22 protein-coding genes and 1 tRNA gene are annotated in these 21,268 nt (G+C 64.2%); 12 read left to right on the forward strand and 11 right to left on the reverse strand.

Annotation, left to right across the window (positions count from 1 at the left end):
• Window positions 1-14: 14 nt before the first annotated feature.
• The 4 genes from AC0L3K_RS18285 to AC0L3K_RS18300 all read right to left on the reverse strand — a co-directional run bounded on the left by AC0L3K_RS18285 (window position 15) and on the right by AC0L3K_RS18300 (window position 5,383).
• Window positions 15-761, reverse strand: coding sequence for a Crp/Fnr family transcriptional regulator (locus tag AC0L3K_RS18285; RefSeq protein ID WP_007603201.1), 747 nt, complete (start codon window positions 759-761; stop codon window positions 15-17).
• Entirely contained in the window at window positions 761-3,928 is a 3,168-nt protein-coding gene (locus tag AC0L3K_RS18290) for a CheR family methyltransferase (RefSeq protein ID WP_219685670.1), read from the reverse strand. Before AC0L3K_RS18290 ends, AC0L3K_RS18285 begins: the two co-directional genes overlap by 1 nt.
• 170 nt (window positions 3,929-4,098) lie before the next feature.
• Window positions 4,099-4,365, reverse strand: coding sequence for a hypothetical protein (locus tag AC0L3K_RS18295; RefSeq protein ID WP_219685671.1), 267 nt, complete (start codon window positions 4,363-4,365; stop codon window positions 4,099-4,101).
• A gap of 10 nt (window positions 4,366-4,375) precedes the next feature.
• Window positions 4,376-5,383 (reverse strand): chemotaxis protein CheB, encoded by a 1,008-nt coding sequence (locus AC0L3K_RS18300; protein ID WP_219685672.1) that lies wholly within the window; start codon window positions 5,381-5,383, stop codon window positions 4,376-4,378.
• 82 nt (window positions 5,384-5,465) lie between these two features.
• Here AC0L3K_RS18300 and AC0L3K_RS18305 point away from each other — a divergent pair, with 82 nt between their 5' ends.
• Window positions 5,466-5,870: a response regulator gene (locus tag AC0L3K_RS18305; RefSeq protein ID WP_219685673.1), complete on the forward strand. Its 405-nt coding sequence runs from the start codon at window positions 5,466-5,468 to the stop codon at window positions 5,868-5,870.
• 346 nt (window positions 5,871-6,216) lie between these two features.
• On the opposite strand, the gene AC0L3K_RS18310 is transcribed toward AC0L3K_RS18305, so the two are convergent.
• Window positions 6,217-6,999 (reverse strand): SDR family NAD(P)-dependent oxidoreductase, encoded by a 783-nt coding sequence (locus AC0L3K_RS18310; protein ID WP_007603189.1) that lies wholly within the window; start codon window positions 6,997-6,999, stop codon window positions 6,217-6,219.
• A gap of 201 nt (window positions 7,000-7,200) precedes the next feature.
• Here AC0L3K_RS18310 and AC0L3K_RS18315 point away from each other — a divergent pair, with 201 nt between their 5' ends.
• The 5 genes from AC0L3K_RS18315 to AC0L3K_RS18335 all read left to right on the forward strand — a co-directional run bounded on the left by AC0L3K_RS18315 (window position 7,201) and on the right by AC0L3K_RS18335 (window position 12,058).
• The gene (locus AC0L3K_RS18315) at window positions 7,201-8,376 is read left to right on the forward strand and encodes a zinc-dependent alcohol dehydrogenase (RefSeq protein ID WP_219683989.1); all 1,176 of its coding nucleotides are present in this window, start codon (window positions 7,201-7,203) and stop codon (window positions 8,374-8,376) included.
• Window positions 8,377-8,388: 12 nt separating this feature from the next.
• Window positions 8,389-8,931 (forward strand): hypothetical protein, encoded by a 543-nt coding sequence (locus AC0L3K_RS18320; RefSeq protein ID WP_219683990.1) that lies wholly within the window; start codon window positions 8,389-8,391, stop codon window positions 8,929-8,931.
• A 40-nt stretch (window positions 8,932-8,971) separates the two neighbouring features.
• On the forward strand, window positions 8,972-10,576 hold the full coding sequence (locus AC0L3K_RS18325; protein ID WP_219683991.1) for an alpha-amylase family glycosyl hydrolase: 1,605 nt from the start codon (window positions 8,972-8,974) through the stop codon (window positions 10,574-10,576).
• A gap of 145 nt (window positions 10,577-10,721) precedes the next feature.
• Window positions 10,722-10,901 carry a CsbD family protein gene (locus AC0L3K_RS18330; RefSeq protein WP_007603181.1) on the forward strand — a complete coding sequence of 60 codons (180 nt, stop codon included), beginning with the start codon at window positions 10,722-10,724 and terminating at the stop codon, window positions 10,899-10,901.
• A complete protein-coding gene (locus tag AC0L3K_RS18335) occupies window positions 10,898-12,058 on the forward strand; it encodes a DUF305 domain-containing protein (RefSeq protein WP_219683992.1) in 1,161 nt (386 codons plus the stop codon). The genes AC0L3K_RS18330 and AC0L3K_RS18335 overlap by 4 nt, the downstream gene beginning before the upstream one ends.
• Before the next feature lie 12 nt (window positions 12,059-12,070).
• Here AC0L3K_RS18335 and AC0L3K_RS18340 read toward each other — a convergent pair whose 3' ends face one another.
• On the reverse strand, window positions 12,071-12,679 hold the full coding sequence (locus tag AC0L3K_RS18340) for a cysteine hydrolase family protein (RefSeq protein WP_219683993.1): 609 nt from the start codon (window positions 12,677-12,679) through the stop codon (window positions 12,071-12,073).
• 257 nt (window positions 12,680-12,936) lie between these two features.
• Between AC0L3K_RS18340 and AC0L3K_RS18345 the strand changes: the two genes are divergently transcribed.
• Together AC0L3K_RS18345 and AC0L3K_RS18350 are read left to right on the forward strand one after the other, a co-directional pair.
• Complete coding sequence (locus AC0L3K_RS18345; protein ID WP_007603175.1) at window positions 12,937-13,566, forward strand: DUF1326 domain-containing protein; 630 nt, start codon at window positions 12,937-12,939, stop codon at window positions 13,564-13,566.
• Window positions 13,567-13,630: 64 nt separating this feature from the next.
• A complete protein-coding gene (locus tag AC0L3K_RS18350; RefSeq protein ID WP_219684117.1) occupies window positions 13,631-14,452 on the forward strand; it encodes a DUF2182 domain-containing protein in 822 nt (273 codons plus the stop codon).
• 153 nt (window positions 14,453-14,605) lie between these two features.
• Here AC0L3K_RS18350 and AC0L3K_RS18355 read toward each other — a convergent pair.
• Together AC0L3K_RS18355 and AC0L3K_RS18360 are read right to left on the reverse strand one after the other, a co-directional pair.
• Window positions 14,606-14,690, reverse strand: a tRNA-Leu gene (locus tag AC0L3K_RS18355).
• A gap of 185 nt (window positions 14,691-14,875) precedes the next feature.
• Complete coding sequence (locus AC0L3K_RS18360; RefSeq protein WP_007603171.1) at window positions 14,876-15,118, reverse strand: FliM/FliN family flagellar motor switch protein; 243 nt, start codon at window positions 15,116-15,118, stop codon at window positions 14,876-14,878.
• Window positions 15,119-15,198: 80 nt separating this feature from the next.
• Between AC0L3K_RS18360 and lipB the strand changes: the two genes are divergently transcribed.
• Window positions 15,199-15,948: a lipoyl(octanoyl) transferase LipB gene (lipB, locus tag AC0L3K_RS18365; RefSeq protein WP_473366560.1), complete on the forward strand. Its 750-nt coding sequence runs from the start codon at window positions 15,199-15,201 to the stop codon at window positions 15,946-15,948.
• 184 nt (window positions 15,949-16,132) lie between these two features.
• Window positions 16,133-16,846 (forward strand): DNA helicase, encoded by a 714-nt coding sequence (locus tag AC0L3K_RS18370; RefSeq protein WP_219684119.1) that lies wholly within the window; start codon window positions 16,133-16,135, stop codon window positions 16,844-16,846.
• 58 nt (window positions 16,847-16,904) lie between these two features.
• On the opposite strand, the gene AC0L3K_RS18375 is transcribed toward AC0L3K_RS18370, so the two are convergent.
• On the reverse strand, window positions 16,905-17,327 hold the full coding sequence (locus AC0L3K_RS18375) for a tautomerase family protein (RefSeq protein WP_219683995.1): 423 nt from the start codon (window positions 17,325-17,327) through the stop codon (window positions 16,905-16,907).
• Window positions 17,328-17,439: 112 nt separating this feature from the next.
• Here AC0L3K_RS18375 and AC0L3K_RS18380 point away from each other — a divergent pair, with 112 nt between their 5' ends.
• Together AC0L3K_RS18380 and AC0L3K_RS18385 are read left to right on the forward strand one after the other, a co-directional pair.
• Window positions 17,440-18,294, forward strand: coding sequence for a LysR family transcriptional regulator (locus AC0L3K_RS18380; RefSeq protein ID WP_473366561.1), 855 nt, complete (start codon window positions 17,440-17,442; stop codon window positions 18,292-18,294).
• Between the two features lie 147 nt (window positions 18,295-18,441).
• Window positions 18,442-19,962, forward strand: coding sequence for a PAS domain-containing sensor histidine kinase (locus tag AC0L3K_RS18385; protein WP_219683997.1), 1,521 nt, complete (start codon window positions 18,442-18,444; stop codon window positions 19,960-19,962).
• A gap of 8 nt (window positions 19,963-19,970) precedes the next feature.
• Here the strand turns inward: AC0L3K_RS18385 and AC0L3K_RS18390 are convergent, their stop codons facing one another.
• Window positions 19,971-20,270 (reverse strand): acylphosphatase, encoded by a 300-nt coding sequence (locus AC0L3K_RS18390; RefSeq protein WP_219683998.1) that lies wholly within the window; start codon window positions 20,268-20,270, stop codon window positions 19,971-19,973.
• Window positions 20,267-21,133 (reverse strand): isocitrate lyase/PEP mutase family protein, encoded by an 867-nt coding sequence (locus AC0L3K_RS18395; RefSeq protein ID WP_219683999.1) that lies wholly within the window; start codon window positions 21,131-21,133, stop codon window positions 20,267-20,269. Before AC0L3K_RS18395 ends, AC0L3K_RS18390 begins: the two co-directional genes overlap by 4 nt.
• Window positions 21,134-21,268: the final 135 nt, after the last annotated feature.

A 21,268-nucleotide genomic window follows, 5' to 3' on the forward strand; every position in this document is an offset into this window, starting at 1 on the left:
AGCCGAGAAGACGCTTAGGCCCGTCGATAGAGTTGCAAATAGCTCGGCGAGAACAGCGCCGCGTCCTTGAGCGCATCGAGATCGGTGATGGTCAGCGTGCGATCGCGCAGCACGATCAGGCCGGAGGCACGCAGCTCCTGAACCGTGCGGTTGAGATGGACCACCGACAGGCCGGTGGCGTCCGCAAGATCCATCTGCGTCACCGGCATCACGCAGGAATTGCCCTCGACCATCCCGACAGGACGCAGCCGCTCGATGATCTCGCAGAACAGATGGGCCACGCGTTCAAAGGCCACCCGGCGGCCGAGATTGATGGCCCATTCGCGCTGGATCGCGTTGTTGACGAGCGTCTCGCACCAGAATGCTTCCGCCAGCGCGCGGTCGGCAGCCACGAGACCTTCGAACCGCGCGCGCTTGATTTCGGTGTAGACGACCGGCGTCATCGCCGCTATGGAATGATCCATCACCGACAACAGGAACGCGTGCGCGTCGCAACTTTCGCCGGGAAAGAGAAAATTGACAATTTGGCGCCGGCCGTCCTCCAGCGTCTTGTAGCGGCAGAGCCAGCCCGACAGCACGAGGCGCACGCTGTCGACCGGATCGCCCTCCGAGATCAGATCCTCGCCCGCCCCTGCACGCTGGATTCCTTCGAGCATTGCGTATTCGAGCGAGGTGCGGGCCTCCATCGACAACGGCCTCAGCACGTTTAGCCGGCGAATGACCGGGTCCACCTGGCTGCGATCTAGCGTCGACAAGGGCATCAGTTGGCCACCGCCGGTGTATGAAACGCCCGCTTGCTGAGGGGCATGGTGATCGTGCATTCCAGTCCCCTCGGATTGAATGCCAACCTGGTCTGCCCCTTGAACTCGAACGCGAGTGTGCGCTCCAGAAGCTCGGCCCCAAATCCTTTGTGCGGCGGCGGCGCAACCGGCGGCCCACCGCGCTCCCGCCACTCGAACACCAGCTCCGCCGGGTCGGTGCCCTGCTCGAGGCGCCAGGAAATCTCGATGCGACCAGTCGGCCGGCTCAGGGCGCCGTATTTGAGCGCGTTGGTCGCCAATTCGTGAATGGCAAGGGCGAAGGTTTCCGCGGCCTTCGACTGAAAACGCACCGTGGGGCCGCTGACCCGTACCTGCTCACCTTCCCTGGCATTATAGGCCAGCAGCTCCTCGACCGCGAGGTATTCGAGATCAACGCCGCCCTCGGGATCGCGGGTCACCAACGCCTGGGTTCGGGCGAATGCGTTGAGGCGGCCATCGAGATGGGACGCAAACTCCTCGACCGTCGAACTGCTATCGGCCGTGCGACGGGCGATCGAGCGGACCACGCCGAGCGTGTTACGGACCCGATGCTGGAGCTCGGCCAGCAGCAGGCGCTGCCGCTCCTCGGCGCGGGTAATGGCGGTGATGTCGACGAAGGTGATCACGACCCCCGCGATGAAGTTGTCGATGCTGCGATAGGGCAGGATGCGCACGATGTAGCGCGTGCCGCTGTCCGGATCCCTCAGCTCGCGCTCGGCGATGGCAAGCGTCCGCAGCACGCCGCGAATGTCGTCATAGAGCTCCTCGATCGGGATGCGGGCCTTGATGTGCGCGATGGGGCGGCCTCTGTCGGTTTCGACGAGATGCAGAACCTGCGTAATCGCCGGCGTGAAGTTCATCACGCGCAAATCGTTGTCGAGGAATACGGTCGCGATCTGCGTGCTCTCCAGGAAATTCTCGAGGTCGCTGGTGGCGCGCGTCAATTCCTGGACGCGGTGAGCCAGCTCGCCGTTGACGGTGGTCAATTCCTCGTTGACCGACTGCAGTTCCTCGCGTGAGGTTTCCAGTTCTTCGTTTGCGGACTGAAGCTCTTCATTGAGCGACTGGTATTCCTCGTTCGAGGACTTCAGCTCCTCGTTGGTGCTTTCGAGCTCTTCGATGGTTGCCTGAAGGCGCTCCCGCGTCGCCCGCAACTCGCCCTCGATACGCTCGACATGCTCGGTCTGCACCAACGCATTGGGCTTGCCTTCGTCGGCATCGATGGCGCGCACCGGGCCGTCCTTGAACAGGACGACGAAATTGCGATCGCCACTGCCGCCCTCTTGGATCGGCTCCACCGTGATGTCGACGGGAATGTGCTGGCCGTTGGCGCCGAGCTGAACCTGCTCGGCATGGGCCGGCTCGTTCGTCTCCGACGCGCGGCTGAGCACCGCGCGCAGGTCCAGGCGGAGATCGCGGTGGACGAGTTGGAGCAGATCGAGCGTGGCGGCGCCTGCCGTCGGCTCGATGTAGCGTCCGGTGCGCCCGGAGAAGTGCAGGACCTGAAAGTTGCTGTCGGCAATGACATAGGCGGGCGCATAGCGCTCCGCGATCCGCTGCGCGCGACGCTCCAGCCCAATGTCGGGGCGGAAGGAGCGCGCTGGCGCTATCTCGAGGTTTGCCTTCCCCGCGGCGGTCGTGATCGGAAATTCCGGCGGCAGCCGCGTTCCGGTCTCGAGCTTCTTGAAGATGCGGGCGCGGCGGTCGACCGGTACGAACAGTTTTGGATGCCGCGTCACGTTCTCGGAATTGCCGAGGAACAGGTAACGATCCGGCAGAAGCGCGAAGTGAAAGAGCGGGATCACCCGGTTCTGCAATTCGGCATTCAGATAGATCAGCAGGTTGCGGCAGGAGACGAGATCGAGCTTCGAGAACGGTGCGTCCTTGATGACGTTGTGCTGCGAGAAGATGCACATCTCGCGCAGCTCCTTGACCACGCAATAGGTATCACCCTCGCGCACGAACCAGCGCGCCAGGCGCTCGCCGGTCATCTCCGCTTCGATCTTGGTGCGATAGCGGCCGACGCGCGCAGCCGCCAGCGCCCGTCCGTCGATGTCGGTCGCGAAGATCTGAACCTGCGGTGGCGAGTCCATTTTGGCCATGTACTCGCGCAGGAGGATAGCGATCGAATAGGCCTCCTCCCCGGTGGCACAGCCGAGCACCCAGACGCGAACCTGCTGGCTCGCGTCCTTGCCTTCGAAGAGCCTCGGGACGATCTGGCTCTCCAGCACCTCGAATTCGCGGTTGTCGCGGAAGAATTCGGTGACGCCGATCAAGAGGTCGTTGAAGAGGTGCTGCGCCTCGTCCTGGTCGTTGCGCAGGAAATCGACATAAGCGGAAATGTCGCCGATCTGGACCACCTGCATCCGCCGCTGCACGCGACGCAGGAAGGTGTTCTGCTTGTAGCCGTGGAAATCATTGCCGGTCTTGCTGCGCAGGATGTCGGCGATGCGCGACAGCGAGGTCGCTGCAGCGGCCAGCACCTCGTCGAACCCCTGCTTCTCCTCCAGCCGGCGCAGATGACGGGCATAGACCTGAATGTGCTCGGCGATGTCTTCGGCGGTCAGCACGTAGTCGGCGATCGCGGCCGGCGTATCGGCGTCCTTCAGATGATCCGCCTCGTCGCTCGCGCCTTTTTCGGCGATGGCAAGGCCACCGTGGTCCTTCAGTGTCGCGGTACCCAGTGTGCCATCGCCGCCGATGCCGGACAGGATCACGCCGATCGATTGCTCGGCGCGTTCTTCCGCCAACGACACCAGGAAGCTGTCGATCGTGGCCCGCTCGCCGGGCGCCTGCTCGGCCGGGCGGACGCCGAAGCGACCGCCGTGGATCGTCGTGATCATCGCGGGCGGGCACAGATAAATCGTGCCACCCTCGATGGTCTGGTCATTGCCGACGTCGGAAATCTTGCCACCGTGGGAATTTCGCACGATCTGGCGCAGCCGCGGCTCGTCGAGGGCCTCATGATGCTGGAACGCCAGCACGACGGCCTGGTCGGCGCCCACGGTCAGCTTGGAAAAGAACCGCTCGACGCTATCCAGAGCTGTCGGCGCGGCGCCCACCCCGATGATCAGCGGAGACCTGGTCTGGCGCTCTCTTTCGACCGGCTGGTCGCCGATTTCATGCATGGTCTCGATAGCCTCATTCAGTGACGGGAACCAGAGGACGCCCGCTCGCCGGAAATAGCAGAATTGATATTATCCCAACAGGCGCAAGGCGGAAACGTCACGCTGCGTTCCGTACGGCGAGCATTGGGTGTTCGGCATGGAGCTTAGGCGGCCTGCCAACGCCCCCTGGATCACTCCGGACCGACTTGCTGCCGGAGATAGCTAATCCGCTGCTCGATCAGGATGCGGTGGCGGAGCCATTCCGTCAGGGTCTGCTTCAGCACCTCGACCAACCGCTCCGCCTGGCCGGCGTCGTGGCCACCGGCACTGAGTTCACGGATCCGATCCTCCTGATCGCGGATGCGCTGCGAACCCTCCTCGATATCCCGATCGGCTTTGATCAGATGGCGGCGCTCGGTATCGAGCTGCTCGGTCCATTCGGCGAGGGAAATGGTCATGGCGACCTCCTCAGGCCTCCCGCTTGCGAACCGGAGGATCGAGCGACTTTAGCACGACCCTCCGGATCATGTCGGCATATTCGCGATATTCGGCAGCCCGCGCCTGGTACATCTCGGCAACCGCAGGCCGGCCGTTGCGCCGTCCGTCCGAGGCCATGCGCTGCACCAACTCAGCCCGCTCCTCAATGATGCGCAGTGCGACCCGCAGGGCTTCATCCACTTGCCCCTCCTGCTCTTTTGCGAGGATGTCGGCGGCAAAGGCATGGCCCACCTGGCAACGGAAGCGCATCGGGTGCGATTCCTTCATCTCGGACAGCACGCCCCCGCAGGCCGGACAGGTCAGCGCAACCGGATCGGCCATCGAGACGAGACTGTCACTGCCGATCCGCTCGCCCGCCGCGATCTCGACCTCGAGCCGGATCTCGGGCGGGATCGGCAGCGCGGCACCCGCAACCTCCCTGGCGAGATCCGACAGAACGTCGCCCATGCCGGCGCCAGGGACGCAAAGATCGATGATGGTCGCCTCCAGGGCGCTTCTTGGCATTTCATCGGCGATGGCGTCCGAGGGGTCCTGAACCACCGAGGTTCCGCCGCAACGCTTGATGGCGTTGAGACCGGCCGCACCGTCGGACAACAGGCCGCTGAGGAGCACACCGATGACGCGCGGGCCGTAGTTGATGGCGGCCGAGCGGAACAGGGCGTCGATGGCCGGCCGGACCATGTTCTCGCGCGGACCGCGCCCGAGGAACACGTGATCCTCGGATAGCAGCAGATGATGGTCCGGTGCGGCCAGATAAACCTGGCCGGGCTCGATCTTCATGCCATTTTCGGCCTGCCGGACCGGGAGCGGGCCGGCGCTGCTGGCGACCGTCGAGAGAATGCCGATGCCCTGCGCCGGGATGTGCAGCACGATGAACACCGCCGCGGGCAGATCGGGCGGGAGACGGCCGAGGATCTGCTTCAGCGGCGCGGTCGCGCCGGCCGAGCCACCTATGACGATGATGTCGCGGTTGCTCATGGAACCCACTATCGGTTGTATCGTTATACCAAGGCGGGTCACCGCCCAATGTTCCTATGGAAGGCAAGGGATGGAAGGTACCATGGCGATTTCGGCTGGATCGTCAGGTCCACGGTCGCCGCTCAGCGGGCGGCGCATCTTCATTGTCGAGGACGAATATTTTCTCGCCGATGACATCGGCAAGGCATGTCAGGCGCTCGGTGCAGAGGTCGCGGGGCCGGTCGGTGATCTCGATGACGCGCTCAGTATCCTGCGTGACGGCGGCATCCTGGATGCCGCTGTGCTCGACGTGAACATCCGCAGTGAAATGATCTTTCCTGTGGCGCGCGAACTGAAGGCAAGGAACATACCTTTCATTTTTACGACCGGATACGACAAGGTCGCGATCAGTCCGGAATTCCACGACGTGCCCATCCTGGAGAAACCGATCGATCTGCCTGCGATGGCGCAGCGGCTGGCGGCGCTCATCTCCGATCCGAACGGTTGAGCCGGACGGCGATCAGAACAGAAGCGCGAAAGCGAGCCAAGCGGTCACCGCCAGGCACAAAAGCACCGCAGCATAGGGCAATGCGATCCGCAAACAGCAGCCCTCCCCGGTATCAGCCCATCATCATCCAGACGATCGCCGCCATCATCACCAGAAAACCCGTGATTGCCGTTGCGACAAAGGCCTGTTCGACGCGATCCATCGGCATCGCAGCCCCCTTTTTCCAGCCGAACCAGTCTGAGGGCTCGGGGAGCTTTGCGCATTAGGCTATGTGAATCGGCGTGCTCCTTTGTGTCTGTCTGCGGGATCGGCCGCACCGCCCAGCAGAGATTGCGAGAGCATCGTTCTACGACTTCGCCGTGCCCGGCTCCGCCATCTTGCGATGTTGCTTGGCCAACATCTCGTTCGGCGTGACGTTGGCGATTGTGGTCTGGATCTTGTTCTTCATTCCCGTCACGATGTCGGATTCGCCGCGCAACATGGCGTCGAAGCCGGCCTTCGCGACGTCGTAGGCACTATCCTTCTGCTCGGTGCCGACCTTGGTGTCCATCATGTCGGCGCGGCGGAAGAACTCCGTTTCGGTGGCGCCCGGCATCAGACAGGTAACGGTGACGCCGCTGTCGCGCAGCTCCTCGCGGAGCGCAAAAGAGAATGAATCGAGAAACGCCTTGCTGGCGTTGTAGACCGCCTGAAAACTGCCCGGCGTGAATCCGGCAACCGAGCCGGTGATCAGGATACGGCCCGAATTGCGGCGGAGCATCTCGTTGCCGGCGCGATGGATCAGATACAGCGTGCCGGTGATGTTGGTGTCGACGACGTGCTTGATCCTGGCAAAATCCTGATCGAGGAATGCCTTGCCGAGGCCGACGCCGGCATTGGCCAGCAGCGCGTCGATCGGCCGGTCGCCGACCGCGGCGCAGAGCTTGTCGACGCCGTCGGTGGTAGCGAGATCTGCCTCGACTGGCTCGACGCTGGCGCCGAGCCTGCGGAGATCGACGGCCACCCTCTCGATCTCGGGCTCATCCGCCGCGATGACAAGGTTGAAACCTGCCTGGGCACAGCATCTTGCGAGTTCCAGGCCGATGCCGGTGGAGGCGCCGGTGACGACGGCAAGTTGATTGGCGGGCATGAGCGTATCCTTCTCGTATTCTCGCGATGACGTTGATGACGCTCCAATGGCTGCAACCGCCTCTCGTTCCTATCCAGGCCAAACCTCCCGCCGAAGCAAACCTCCCGCCGAAGACTGTGCGGTGCGAAGATTTTCCACGTGCGATAGCAACCATCGTTCGTTGTTCGACTTGGATGCCTCGTAGCTCGCGGGAGGACAGAGATGAAGGCGCTGGTTTGGCACGGCAAGGAAGACATTCGCTGCGACACCGTCACCGATCCTGAGATTCAGGATCCGCGTGATGCCATCATCAAAGTCACGAGCTGCGCCATCTGCGGCTCGGACCTGCACCTCTTTCACAATTACATTCCGGGCATGCTGCCCGGCGACATCATGGGCCACGAGACCATGGGCGAAGTGGTCGAGGTCGGCTCCGGCGTCGACGGCAAGCTGAAGAAGGGCGACCGCGTCGTCGTTCCCTTCACCATCATTTGCGGCGAATGCGACCAGTGCAAGCGCGGCAATTTCTCGGTCTGCGAAACCACCAATCGCAAGAGTCATCTCGCGGAAAAGGCGTTTGGTCATTCGGGCGCCGGCCTGTTCGGCTATACGCATCTGACCGGCGGCTATCCGGGCGGTCAGGCCGAATATCTGCGCGTGCCGTTCGCCGATGCCACCCATATCAAGGTGCCCGCCGGCATTCCCGACGAGCAGCTGCTGTTTCTCAGCGACATCTTCCCGACCGGCTGGCAGGCAGCCGTGCAATGCGACATCGAGCCGACCGACACGGTCGCGATCTGGGGCTGCGGGCCCGTGGGACAGATGGCGATCCGCAGCGCCATCCTGCTCGGCGCCAACCAGGTGATCGCGATCGACTGCCTGCCCGAGCGGCTCAGCATGGCCGAAGCCGGCGGCGCCACCACCATCAACTTCGAAAACGAAAGCGTCCTGGAGCGGCTCGAGGAGCTCACCGACGGCAGAGGCCCCGAGAAGTGTATTGATTGCGTCGGGATGGAGTCGCATGTGATGGCCTCCCTGCCCGACACGCTGCTCGACCGCGCCAAGCAGATGGTGATGGTGGAGAGCGACCGGCCGCATGTTCTTCGCGAGATGATCTATGTGTGCCGGCCCGGCGGCATCATTTCGGTGCCGGGCGTGTACAGCGGATTCTCCGACATGCTTCCGATGGGCGCCTTCATGAACAAGGGCCTGACGATGCGCACCGGCCAGACTCACGTCAACCGCTGGACCGACGACCTGCTCCATCGCATCGAGGAAGGCCAGATCGATCCGTCCTTCGTCATCACCCACACCGTCCCGCTCAGCCAAGGCCCCGAGATGTATCAGGTGTTTCGCGACAAGCGCGACTCCTGCGTCAAGGTCGTGCTGAAGCCCTGAGGAGCAATATCCATGTTCCATTTCTCCAACATCGTTCGCACCAAGGGCGACCCCAAGATCGTCGCCGGCGGCCCGAGCCTGAAGCGGACCGAAGACCAGCTCGCGCGTGCGCTCGGCTGGTTCAGCATTGGCCTCGGCGTCGTCGAATTCTTCGCGCCGCGGCGCGTCACGGAAACGCTGGGCATGGAAGGCCATGAGACGCTGGTCCGCGCCTTCGGCGTGCGCGAGATCCTTGCCGGGATCATGTCGCTCTCCGTCGACAAGAACGCCGGCTTGTGGGCCCGCGTCGGCGGTGACGGCCTCGATGCCGCCGCGCTGCTCTCGGGGCTGACCGCGGACAATCCCAAAAAGGGCAATATCGCGCTGGCGCTGCTGATGGTCGGCGGCATCGCGATGCTCGACTACCGCGCCGCGCAAGACACCAAGCCGCGGCGGCCACCGCGCGATGCGGGGCGCAAGCTGTATCCGAACCGCAGCGGCTATCCCAAGGGCATCGAGGGCGCCCGAACCGCTGCCAAGCAGATCGCAGCGCACGCCACGGCGGGGCGGACCTGACGAAGCACGACGAGGTGATGCAAGACAGTGATGCAAGGCAATGAGCGAGGCGTCCCGTAACGAAGGTGCGTGGTGGGAATCCGCCGTCATCTACGAAATCGCACTGATCTCGTTCCAGGACTCGGACGGTGACGGCAAGGGCGACCTTGCCGGCCTGACATCGCGCATCGACTATCTGAAATGGCTCGGCGTCGACGCGGTGTGGCTGACGCCGATCTCCAAGAGCCCGTTCCGCGACCTCGGCTACGACATCTCGGACTACTGCTCCATCGACCCTGCGTTCGGCAGCCTCGATGCGTTCGACCGCCTGCTCAAGGCCCTGCACGCGGCGGAGATCCGCCTGATTCTCGATCTCGTGCCCAACCATACCGCGAACGATCACGCGTGGTTCGTCGAGAGCAGCAGCTCACGGAACAGCGCGAAGGCCGATTGGTACATCTGGGCCGACGCGGCCGAGAATGGCGGCCCGCCCAACAATTGGCTGAGCCGCTTCGGCGGCAGCGGTTGGGAATGGTGCGAGGCGCGACGGCAATATTACTACCATTCCTTCCTGGTCGAGCAGCCCGATCTGAACTGGCGCAACCCGCAGCTGCGCGCCGCGATCGCCGATGTCATGCGCTTCTGGCTCGATCGCGGCGTCGACGGCTTCCGCGTCGACGCCAGCGCGGTCCTGATCAAGGACGCGCTGCTGCGCGACAATCCGCATAACCCGCGAGCGAAAGGCAAGCCGCCGCCGCAGCGCCAGACGCCCGTCTTTACCGACGATCGCCCGGAGACGATGGATTGCATCGAATTCATCCGCGAGGTGATCGACGGGTATCCGGGACGAATGTTGTGCGGCGAAGTCCAGGGCAAGACCGACCGCATCGGCCACTTCTACGGCAACGACCGACCGCGCCTGCATCTACCGCTCAATTTCGCGCTGCTGGACTCGCAATGGGACGCGCTGTCCCTGCAAGCAACGATCGACGCGTATTTCAACGCTATCCCGGATCATGCATGGCCGGTCTGGGTGATCGGTGGCCACGACAAGCAGCGAATCGCGAGCACGATCGGCGACGCGCAAATGCGCGTGCTGGCGATGCTGTTGATGACACTGCGGGGAACGCCGTTCTTCTTCATGGGCGACGAGATCGGCCGCAAGCGCGTTCCCATTCCGCCCGACCGCGTCCACGATCCCTTCGAGAAGCTCGTGCCGGGGTATGGCCTTTGCCGCGATCCCGAACGCGCGCCGATGCGATGGGATGACAGCAGCAACGGCGGCTTTACAACCGGCGATCCATGGCTGCCGCTCGAGCCGCCCGACGGCGCGGCCAACGTGGCCACGCAGCAGCGCGACCCAAGTTCGATCCTGGCGCTGTTTCGCGCGCTGATGACGCTGCGGCGCGAGCACGCGTGCCTGCGCCACGGCGGCTACGAGCCACTACGCGCGCAGAACGACGTTCTGGCCTACAGGCGGACGCATGGCGGCAACGACATTCTGGTTGCGCTCAACATCGCCGCCGAGCCGCGGAAATGGCACTGGCAAGGTCGCGGCCGTCTGCTGATATCCACGCATCTCGACCTGCCGTCCGAGCCGTTGCCGGACGCCTCCATCCTGCTCCGCGGCAATGAAGGCGTGATCATTGCACTCGACGCACGATGACGGCCGAGGAACCATCAGCGAGTCAGAGAGTCTCATTCAACGCTTCCGACGTCCCCCCTGCCGGAGGCCGAACAGACGAAACCGCGGCCCTGGCGCTCATCCCCCTTCAAGCGCCGGGGTGGCGGCGTGAGCCTGGAGGCAGACCATGAGCAAGACCAAGGGCCTCGGTCAGCGGATCGCTGGCAAGGCGAAACAGGCCGTCGGCGAGATCGTCGGCGATCAGGATCTCCATGAGGAAGGCAAGGAGCAAGCGGAGCGCGGCCGGGACGAACAGAGCAAGCCGAGCGAGCTCAATCCGTTGAAGAAACTCAATCAGCTGACGTGAACGCCGCCGCGCCGTCGACCATTTCCAATTCAATTCGCACCGGTGATAAAGGCGCCTCACGGCGACGCTCGCGCTGGGTCGCCGCTGCCGAACTCGGCCTGATCAGCAGCACCTTCTCGACCATCGTCAGCCAGCTCTTCGCCGCGCGCATCGGACGCGATGCCGCCGTCGACTGGATGACGGTGGCCGCCATCCCCGCACGCGATTGGGCGATCAGCGCGGAGCCGTCGTGGAGCGCGATCCTTGCCGGGATCGCCTTCCACCAATGGGCCGACTTCTCCTGGGCGCTGGTGTTCTTCGGTGTGCTCGGGCGCTGGACCGCCGACCTGCGGCCGCTCACGATCCTGCTGCTCGCGCTGCCCTGGGCCGTGTTCTCGTCAAGCATGGAATGGTTCGTGCTGGTGCCGCTGTTTCCGTTCTGGCAGCCGCTGTTCACGCTGCAGCAGCCCTACTGGATCGGCCTGCTCGTCCACAGCTCCTCGGCGGTGATGTACCCCCTGTTCGCCCGGTTGCGCTGGAGACGAGGCGCGGCACCCGCGCGCGATGTTCGCTTCACCAACGCCTGGATCACCGGCGCGCTGGCTTTGATCGCACTGCTCGGCGCGGCCGCGTTGTTCGGCAGCCATGGTTACGAGCCGCCGTGGATGGGCCGCGACAGGGACGCCGACCAGACTTACATCCGTCACATGACCGCGCATCACGCCCAGGGCATCGCGCTGGCGCGGATTGCCGCAGAGCGCGCACAGGACCCGCATCTGCGAAAGCTGGCGATGCTGATGGTCGCAAGCCAGACCGGCGAGAACCGGATTTTCGAAACGTGGTGGCTGAGCTGGTTCGACACCGAGATGCCCGATTGCAGCTCGGACGAACGTGCCGCCATGCCGGGCTTCCTGACACAGGCCGAGATGCGGCAGGTCAAGGCCGCGCCGGCGGACCGATTCGACACGCTGTTCGTCGAAACGATGAGCAAGCATCACGCAGGCGCAGTCAAGATGGCCGACCAGATGTGGCATAGCGGCGGCGATCTGCGCCTGCGTGTGATGGCCCACGCCATCCGCCACGAGCAGCAGGGCGAGATCGCGCTGATGCACGGCGCCAGCGGCATTGCCGCCGTCGCCACCGCCTTCCACAACATGCTCGGCGACAATGTCAATTGAGCGGATCGTCCCCTACTCCCGCCAGAACTCCGCCAATTCCTCGGCGGTCATCAGATCGACCTGGCCGTGAAAGCGGGTGCGGTACATCGTCATGAGCGCATCATGGCCGACGTCGGACGAGCTGCACAGCGCATCCTCGATGATGACGACCCGAAAGCCGAGATCGACGGCGCTCAGGACCGTCGAGAGCACGCAGACGTCAGTCTCTGCGCCCGTGATCACGACTGTGCCGACGTTCTTCTCGACGAGCAGGCTCGCGAGGCCGGGATTGCTGAATGCCGAATAGGCCGGCTTGTCGATGACGACAGCCGGCGGAACGAAGCCGCTCAGGGCCGGCACGAGTTCGAGACCGGATGGCGGCAGATGTTTGCGGGTCGCTTCGCGCCAGCGACGAAAATAGCGCTGCCACTGTCCGGGCCGATCTTCCGGGTCCTCGGGCGTGATGAATCGCGTGAAGATCGTTCTGGCCTGATGGCGCGAAACGATCGAGGCGATCGTCGGCAAGACCCTCGCCATCCATGGCGTCTCCCAGAGACCGCCAGGAGCGAAAATGTTCTGCATGTCGATGCACAAGTGAACGGCGTCGCTGATGTCGGTCACTTCCGACGCGCTGTCTCTCATCGTCTTTCACCATCAGGAACATGGCCGCGCGCCGGGAGCCGGCATTTCCGCAGCGAGCTCACCGACTGCAATGCGATTCCGACGGCCATCGTTCCCCGGTCATCCGCGCCGGAGGAAGTGCTTGCCGACGCGGACCAATCCAGAGAAGCCCGGCGTCGGTGGAATCGGCTTGCGCCGCTTCCCAACCAAGCGTAATTTTCAACTCTACGTAGCTCATTCGAAAGCATCTATCGGGTTCGGCCAAGCGGGAGACAGCAGTGGCGGATGTCCCATGGCACCTTTCCGGTGACTATTTCGAGAATTGCAGTTGCAGCATCGTGTGTCCCTGCCTGGTGTCGGCGGCGCCCCCGTTGACCGCGCGACCGACTGAGGGCTTCTGCAACGTACCGCTGATCTTCCACATCGAGACCGGCCGCTATGGCGATATCGCGCTCGATGAGCTGAATGTGCTCGTCATCCTCCACGCACCTGGGGTGATGGCGGACGGAGACTGGTCGGTCGCCGCCTATATCGATCAGCGCGCCAACGATGACCAGACCGAGGCCTTGGCTGCAATCTTCACCGGCGGCGCCGGTGGTCCCATGGCTGCGTTCGCGCCGCTGATCAGCAAGAACCTCGGGGTGCGCAAGGTCCCGATCACGTTCCGGATCGACGGCAAGACGCGGTCCGCGGAAATCCCCGGCATCCTGCACATGTCGGTCAATCCGCTACCGACCATGCATCCGAGCGGCGAGATGTGGACGAACATCGGCCATCCGGTCAGCCCCGACGCAATGGTGATGGCCGTTGGCGCCGCCGGCAATACCTTCAGCGATCATGGCATGCGCTGGGATAATTCCGGCAGAAACGGCCTCTATGCGCCGATCCGCTGGTCGAACCAGGTGTGATGCAACTCCCGATACCGGCCTGCATCGGCGGCCGGCGACATCGATCGCACAACATCGATCGCAAATGACGGACAGCCCCATGGAAGCCGTGCTGCGGCGCGATCGCTGGATCGTCGGCGGCGCGATCGGCGTCATTGTCGCGCTGGCATGGAGCTATGTGCTCTGGCTCGCCAACGACATGGACATGGGCGGCATGGACATGACCGAGTTCCGGATGATCCCGGCCGGGACCGGAATCATGCTGCCGGCCAACGCGCCGTGGCGAACGATCGAGTTCGCCTATGTGTTCCTGATGTGGGCGGTGATGATGATCGGAATGATGGCTCCCTCGGCCGCGCCCATGATCCTGATGTACGCCCGCGTAGGCCGACAGGGCAAAGCGCAAGGCAAGCCATTCGCCGCGACCGGCTGGTTTGCCGCCGGTTATCTTTTCGCCTGGTGCGGCTTTTCGCTGGCAGCCACCTTGCTCCAATGGGCGATCGAGCGGGCCGCCCTGCTGAATTCCCGGATGGCGATCGCGAGCAACGTGCTTGGCGCCATCGTGCTGATCGCGGCGGGCATCTATCAATGGACGCGGCTCAAAGACGTCTGTCTCGCCCAATGCCAGTCGCCGTTTCTATTCCTGATGCGCCACGGCGGCTTTCGCAGCGAGCTGCGAGGATGCGTGCTGCTGGGCTTTCGGCATGGAGGTTATTGTGTCGTCTGCTGCTGGGTTTTGATGGCGCTGTTGTTCGTGGGCGGCGTGATGAACGTACTCTGGATCGCGCTTTTATCGTTGCTTGTACTTTTGGAGAAAGTCACGCCGGTCGGACGCTGGATTGCACGCGCTGCCGGCATCGCCTGTGTGGCCGCGGGCACGTGGCTCCTGCTGACCTTGCCGCAGTGATGACGGGTCGCGAACGAGGACCGCGCCGACGGAGCGAACCCTCGGCCGGGAGATCAAAAATCGGAGACTTCTGGAGGCCCCATGCCAGGGTTCGTAGTGCGAACCTGGCGGGCACTGAAGATCGCGAAAAGATCCCTCGCGTGTCTGTTTGCTTGGTGCGCTCGGAGGGACTCGAACCCCCACGATTTTACTCACTGCCACCTCAAGGCAGCGCGTCTACCAATTCCGCCACGAGCGCTTTTGGGGATGCCGGCTTGAGGCTTGAAGGCCAACCGGATCAACGGCGCCGATCTAACAAATCCGCCAGAGGGGTACAAGCCTCCAAAGGCCCTGAATTCCACAAGCTTGGCAGGAAAGTTCCGGCTCCTTGCGCCGGGATCGGCCTTTTCCGCCTGCTCGGGCCGCTACTGCGTGCCCAGGCCGCTACCGCGTGCCCGGGATACGTGGCAGCATCTGCTTGACCTCGACCGCGATGCGGTTGCGGTCGACCAGCACGACGCCGGAGGCGACCGGCAGATTATTGGCCAAAACCTTGACCTCGTCGGCCTCGGTTGCGTCCAGCTCGATGATGGCGCCGCGGGAAAGACGTAATACCTGATGGATCGGCATGGTGGTCGTCCCGAGGACGACCATGAGATCCACGGTGACTTTGTCGAGAGTAGGCACTTCAGGACCACCGCAACTTGGGACTAGGACTAGGGACTTGGAATTTGCGCCTGCGATCATCACCTGGTTATGGTTAGCCAATGGTTAATTCACCTCGAAACCCCCTCCAAAACCAGCGTCAAGAGCTCGATTTGACGTCGTTTTCCGCCTCCTCCGGCGAGCCCGTGGAGTGGCGGATTTCGGACGCGCCCGTGCCCTATCCGGAGGCCGTGGCTGACATGGAGGCGCGCGTCACGGCGATCGCGGCCGGTGAAGCCCCGGAACTGGTCTGGCTGCTGGAGCACCCCCCGCTCTACACCTCCGGCACCTCGGGCAAGGCCACCGACCTGCTCGATGCCCGATTCCCGACCTTTGCCACCGGGCGCGGCGGTCAGCTCACCTATCACGGGCCCGGCCAGCGCGTGGCCTATGTCATGCTCGACCTGAAGCGCCGGCGCCCGGACGTCCGGGCCTATGTCGCGAGCCTGGAGGAGCTGATTCTGCGGACACTCGCCGCCTTCAACATCCTTGGCGAGCGGCGCGAGGACCGGGTCGGTGTCTGGGTGAAGCGGCCCGACAAGGGACCCGAGCACGAGGACAAGATCGCGGCCATCGGCGTCCGGCTGAAGCGCTGGGTCTCGTTTCATGGCATCGCCATCAATGTCGAGCCGGAGCTGTCGCATTTCGCCGGCATCGTGCCCTGCGGCGTCGCCGATCCCCGCTACGGCGTCACCTCGCTGGTCGATCTCGGCCAGCTCGTGACGATGGCCGATGTCGACGTCGCGCTCCGGCAGGCCTTCGAGGAGCTGTTCGGGCCGACCCGGGCGCTTGTGCCGGAAGCGGCGGCCTAACTTCTGGTCTCTCTCATTCTCCGCAAACCCGGAATCAGCTACGCTCGATTCCGGTGTCGCCCACGCCTCCCCCCTCCGCCGGGAAAGTACATTTCATACCGGGCGAATTGATCATCGGACCGACTGTTCGAGCGCCAGGCATAAGGAGGGGTTGCGTTTCAGCTCGCAATGGGAGGTTTTAGCGATGAGACTGTCTGCACCCATCTATCATCTGAAGCGAAGAGCGAAGCGCCTGTCCCGCGGGGAAGGCATTCCGCTGCACGATGCGCTCGACCGCATCGCCGTGACGGAAGGGTTTTCCGCCTGGAGCATCCTGGCGGCGAAAGCGGCCGCAGCGACGCCCGCCAACCGGCTTTTCCTGCAATTCCAACCGGGTGACCTGGTGCTGGTCGGCGCGCGCCCTGGCCAGGGCAAGACCCTGATGAGCCTCGCGCTTGCCGTGGAGGCGATGCGGTCGGGCCACCGCGCCGCGTTCTTCTCGCTCGAATACACCGAGAAAGACGTTCTGGATCGTTTTCGGGTGATCGGCGCGGACCCAGCGCAATTCGAAAAACTCTTCGAGGTCGATTGCTCCGACGTCATCAGTGCCGACTACGTCGTCAAGCAGATGGCCGCAGCACCGCGCGGCACGGTCGTGGTGATCGACTATCTGCAACTGCTCGACCAGCGGCGGGAAAATCCCGACCTCACCGTTCAGGTGCGCGCGTTGAAAGCATTCGCGCGCGACAAGGGATTGATCGTTGTCTTCATCTCGCAGATCGACCGTTCCTATGATCCCTCGCTCAAGCCCTGCCCTGACCTGGACGATGTCAGGCTGCCGAACCCGCTCGACGTGAAGCTGTTCGACAAGACCTGTTTCCTGAACAAGGACGAAGTTCAGTTTCGCATAGCGAGCTGACGATCCCTGGCAGCCGGTTGAGGCCGCGGGTGCGGTTGTTCACCCGCGGCCTCGCTCCTCATGCCTTCTCCGGCGAGACCTCGAGCTTGCCGGCGATGTAGCGCCGCTCCTGGGTCAGGCCGCCAAAGCCATAGGCGTCGCCCTTGACCTCGTCGACATGCAGATAGGTCTCGTGATGCAGCGGGCCCAGGATCCCGGCCATGTGCTGGAACATCGCGGCGAGATAGGCGGCCTTCTCGTCCTTGGTGTTGGTGCCTTCGCTGACGTGGATGTCGATCCAGTAGCTCGCGAGCTTTTGCTCCGCGAGCGACTTGCCGCCGGCGAACCAGTCGCCCGCCTCCACCGACTTCACGATGATGGCGGTGACCTCAGGATCCTTGTGCAGGATTTTGGCGGTGAGCTCGGACACGGCGCTCGCGATGTCGGCCTTCAGGGAGGGCGACTGGCGGGAGGTGGTGTAGGACACGGTGATCAGCGGCATGGTCGTTCTCCTCGGATGTCGCGCAGGTGTTGCGCGGCGTTGGGGAGAAGCTAGACCCGCCATCGACATTTTGGTATCTTATCTCTGTTGATACCAGTGATAAGATATCATAATGACAGCAACGCTCGATATCGCCACCGTCCAGGCCTTCCTGCTGGTCGGCGACCTCCAGAGTTTTACGCGGACCGCCGAAGCGCTTGGCACGACTCAGGCGGCCGTCAGCCTCAAGCTGCAGCGGCTGGAGACACTGCTGGGAAAACGTCTCGTCGAGCGCTCGCCACGCGCGGTCCGGCTCACGGCAGACGGCGCGACGTTCCTCGATCGCGCCCGCGCGCTGATCGCGGCGCATGATCGCGCGCTATCGGGCGAGGCCTCAGTCGCGCAGTCGCTCTCGCTCGGCATCTCCGACCATGCTGCGGGGCCGGAGCTGGTACCGCTGCTTGAACGCCTGCATGCGATGTCGTCGAACCTCACGCTCGCCGTCACCATCGGCTTCTCGCGCGAGATGCAGGAGGCCTATGATGCTGGCCAACTGGATGCGGTGATCGTGCGCCAGGAAGGCAGCCGACGCGGCGGAGAGAAGCTGGCCGAGGACGAATTCGGCTGGTTCGCATCGAGACGCTTCACCGTGCCCAAGGGGCAGCCTTTGCCGCTCGCGACGCTCGCTCCGCCCTGCGGGGTCCGCGCCATCGCCGTACGCGCGCTCGACAAGGCCGGCCTCGCCTGGCGCGAGCGTTTTGTCGGCGGCGGCGTCACGGCAGTGGTCGCGGCCGCACTTGCCGGACTTGCAATCGCACCGCTGGCGCGGCGGATCGCCCCTCCCGGATTGGTCGATGTCGGCCTCGCCAACAAGCTGCCAAAACTCGGCAGCTCGAAGGTGATGCTCCATTCGAAGGTCAGCGATCTCGCCAAGCTCGCGGCATTGCGCGCGGTGGCGGCGACGTTTCGGAGCGTGGCGGCGGTCTGACCCCGTTTACAAGATCGCCTCTAACGCTGCGAGCGTCTGCTGGTTTGCGTCCTGCATACGGGCTCGCAATGTTGCCTAAAAATGTTTCAACCTCCGGGAACAATCCGCCACGTGCTGCGTTTGCCCCCGTTGAGGCAGGGTCCGGGAATGGTCGAGAAGTCTAGTCAGCAGAGGGACTTGTTCGAAAGCGAACGCAGTTTCCGCCTGTTAGTTGAAGGAGTTGCGGACTACGCGCTCTACATGCTGGATCCCACCGGGAGAATCACCAGCTGGAACATCGGTGGCGAGCGCATCAAGGGCTATTCGCCTGGGGAGATCCTCGGCCAGCACTTTTCCCGTTTCTACACCGAGACCGACCGCGCCAACGGCAAGCCCGCCCGTGCACTCGGCATCGCGCGGGAAAAGGGCCGCTATGAGGAGGAAGGCTGGCGCGTCCGCAAGGATGGCACCTTCTTCTGGGCGAGCGTCGTGATCGATCCGATCTACGAGGCCGGCGAGCTGGTCGGCTTCGCCAAGATCACGCGCGACATCACCGAGCGCCGCAACACCCAGCTCAAGCTCGAGGCGATGCAGAAGCAGCTCGCCGAATCCCAGAAATTCGATGCGCTCGGCCAGCTCACCGGCGGGGTCGCCCACGACTTCAACAACCTCCTGATGATCATCAGCGGCAGCCTGCACATGCTGAAGCGAGGGGCCAACGACGAAGCCAAGCTGCAGCGCGCGATCTCGGCGATCGAGACCGCCACCAGGCGCGGCGCGGCGCTGACCAACCAGCTCCTCACCTTCGCACGGCGGCAGAGCGTCAATCCGCAGGCGATCGACTTCGCCGACCGCATCGCGGCGATCCGCGAGGTGCTCGATGCCGGCGTCGGCAGCTCCGTGCGCCTGGCCTTCGACGTCCGCGGCGACGTCTGGCCGATCAGGACCGACGTTTCCGAGCTCGAGACCGCGCTGCTCAACCTCGTCATCAATGCCCGCGACGCGATGCCCGACGGAGGCACGGTGACGATCGCAGCGCGCAATCTCGTGCTCGACGAGGACCCCCTCGTGGGCCAATTCATCGCGATCGACGTCAGCGATACCGGCCTCGGCATTCCCTCCGACGTTCTCGACAAGATCTTCGAGCCGTTCTTCACAACCAAGCCGATCGGAAAGGGCACCGGCCTCGGTCTCTCGCAGGTGCACGGCTTCGCCCATCAGGCCGGCGGCACGGTGCGGGTCGCGAGCGCGCTCGGCAAGGGCACGACCTTCACCATTCTCCTGCCGCGCGGAGAAGACGAACCGTCGCGCGAGGCGGCGGGAGAACCGGCGTTCCAAGGCAGCGGCACGGTGCTGCTAGTCGAGGACAATCCGGACGTCGCCGCCGTCAGCATCGGTCTTCTGGAGCAGCTCGGCTATCAGGTGCGCCGGGTCGCGGACGCCGAAGCCGCTTTGAGCGAGATAGAGAAGAACGGCGTCGACTTCGTGTTCTCGGATATCGTCATGCCCGGCAAGATGGACGGACTCAGCCTCGCCCATCACCTCCGCCAGATCCGCCCCGGCCTGCCGATCCTGCTCGCCACCGGCTACAGCGAAGTCGCCGCCGGCGTGCGCGGCGATTTCCCGATCCTGCGCAAGCCCTACGAGATCCACGAATTGAGCGAAGCGATCGCCAAGCTGCCGCGGTAATTCTTCAGCTACACCGTCGGCAACACCGAAAACGCCTCCCCTGCCCGGCGCAAGTTCAGCTCATCGACGTCGGCCGTCTCGCTGGTGACATTGTCGACGCGCGAGGACGGCGGGCCGTGGCGGCACAGCGCCACCATGTCGGCGACGTGCTTTGGCGGTCCCGCGAACAGCGCTTCGACGCTGCCGTCACGGCGGTTACGGACCCAGCCTTCGAGGCCGCACGTCGTCGCCTGATATTCGAGCCAGGCCCGATAGCCGACGCCCTGCACGCGGCCGCGGATCATGACCTGGAGGATCGCCCGGCTCATTGTTTCAGTCCGAGGACATCGGCGCTGCGCGCCTTGACCTCGGCCTCGCGCGTGACGCGGCTGGTCAAGTCCGACGACGGAAGGCCTTTGAGATTCTTCGGCGCAGTGCCGTCGCGCAGCGCCTTCTGCGTCTCGTAGACGGCCTGCGTTGCGGCCGCGATCGGCGCGTGGCCCTGAAGCGCGATGCGCACGCGCTGGCCAGCAAGGTATTCGAGCACGTTCAACTCCTCCGGCGCGCCGCCGAGCACGATCGGCAGGCGCGTGGCGGATGCGACCGCCTCGAGCTCGGTGCGCGACTTGATGCCGGTGAAGAACAGCGCATCGACGCCGGTAGCCTCATAAGCTCTGGCGCGGCGGATCGCATCCTCGATCGAGGTGATCGAGGCCGCACCGGTGCGACCCATGATGACGAGCGAGGGATCGCCGCGGCCGTCGAGTGCCGCCTTCATCTTGCCGACGCCCTCCTCCAGCGAGATCAGCTGCGTCTTCGCTTCGCCGAAGCCAGCCGGCAGCAGCGTGTCCTCGATGGTGAGGCCGGCGGCACCCGCCGCTTCCAGCTCCTGCACCGTGCGGCGCACGTTGAGCGCGTTGCCATAGCCGTGATCGGCATCGACCAGCACCGGAAGTGCCGCCGCACGCGACATCCGCCGCATCTGCTCGGCAAGCTCGGTGAGCGTGATCAGCGTGATGTCGGGGTCGCCGAGCACCGCGAGCGAAGCCACCGAGCCGCCGAACATGCCGAGCGGGAAACCGAGATCCTCGGCGATGCGGATCGAGATGGCGTCGTAGACCGAGCCGGGATGGACGCAAGTCCCGCCCGACAGGATCGAGCGCAGTTTTTCGCGGCGGGAACGAAAGGCCATGGTGCCCTCTCAACTGTTGCGACGCAGCCGCAACATACACCGTCATTGCGAGCGCAGCGAAGCAATCCAGAATCTTTCCGCGGAGGCAGTCTGGATTGCTTCGCTGCGCTCGCAATGACGAAGTCAGTGGACCCC

Source organism: Bradyrhizobium sp. MI1.10 (assembly GCF_055811035.1).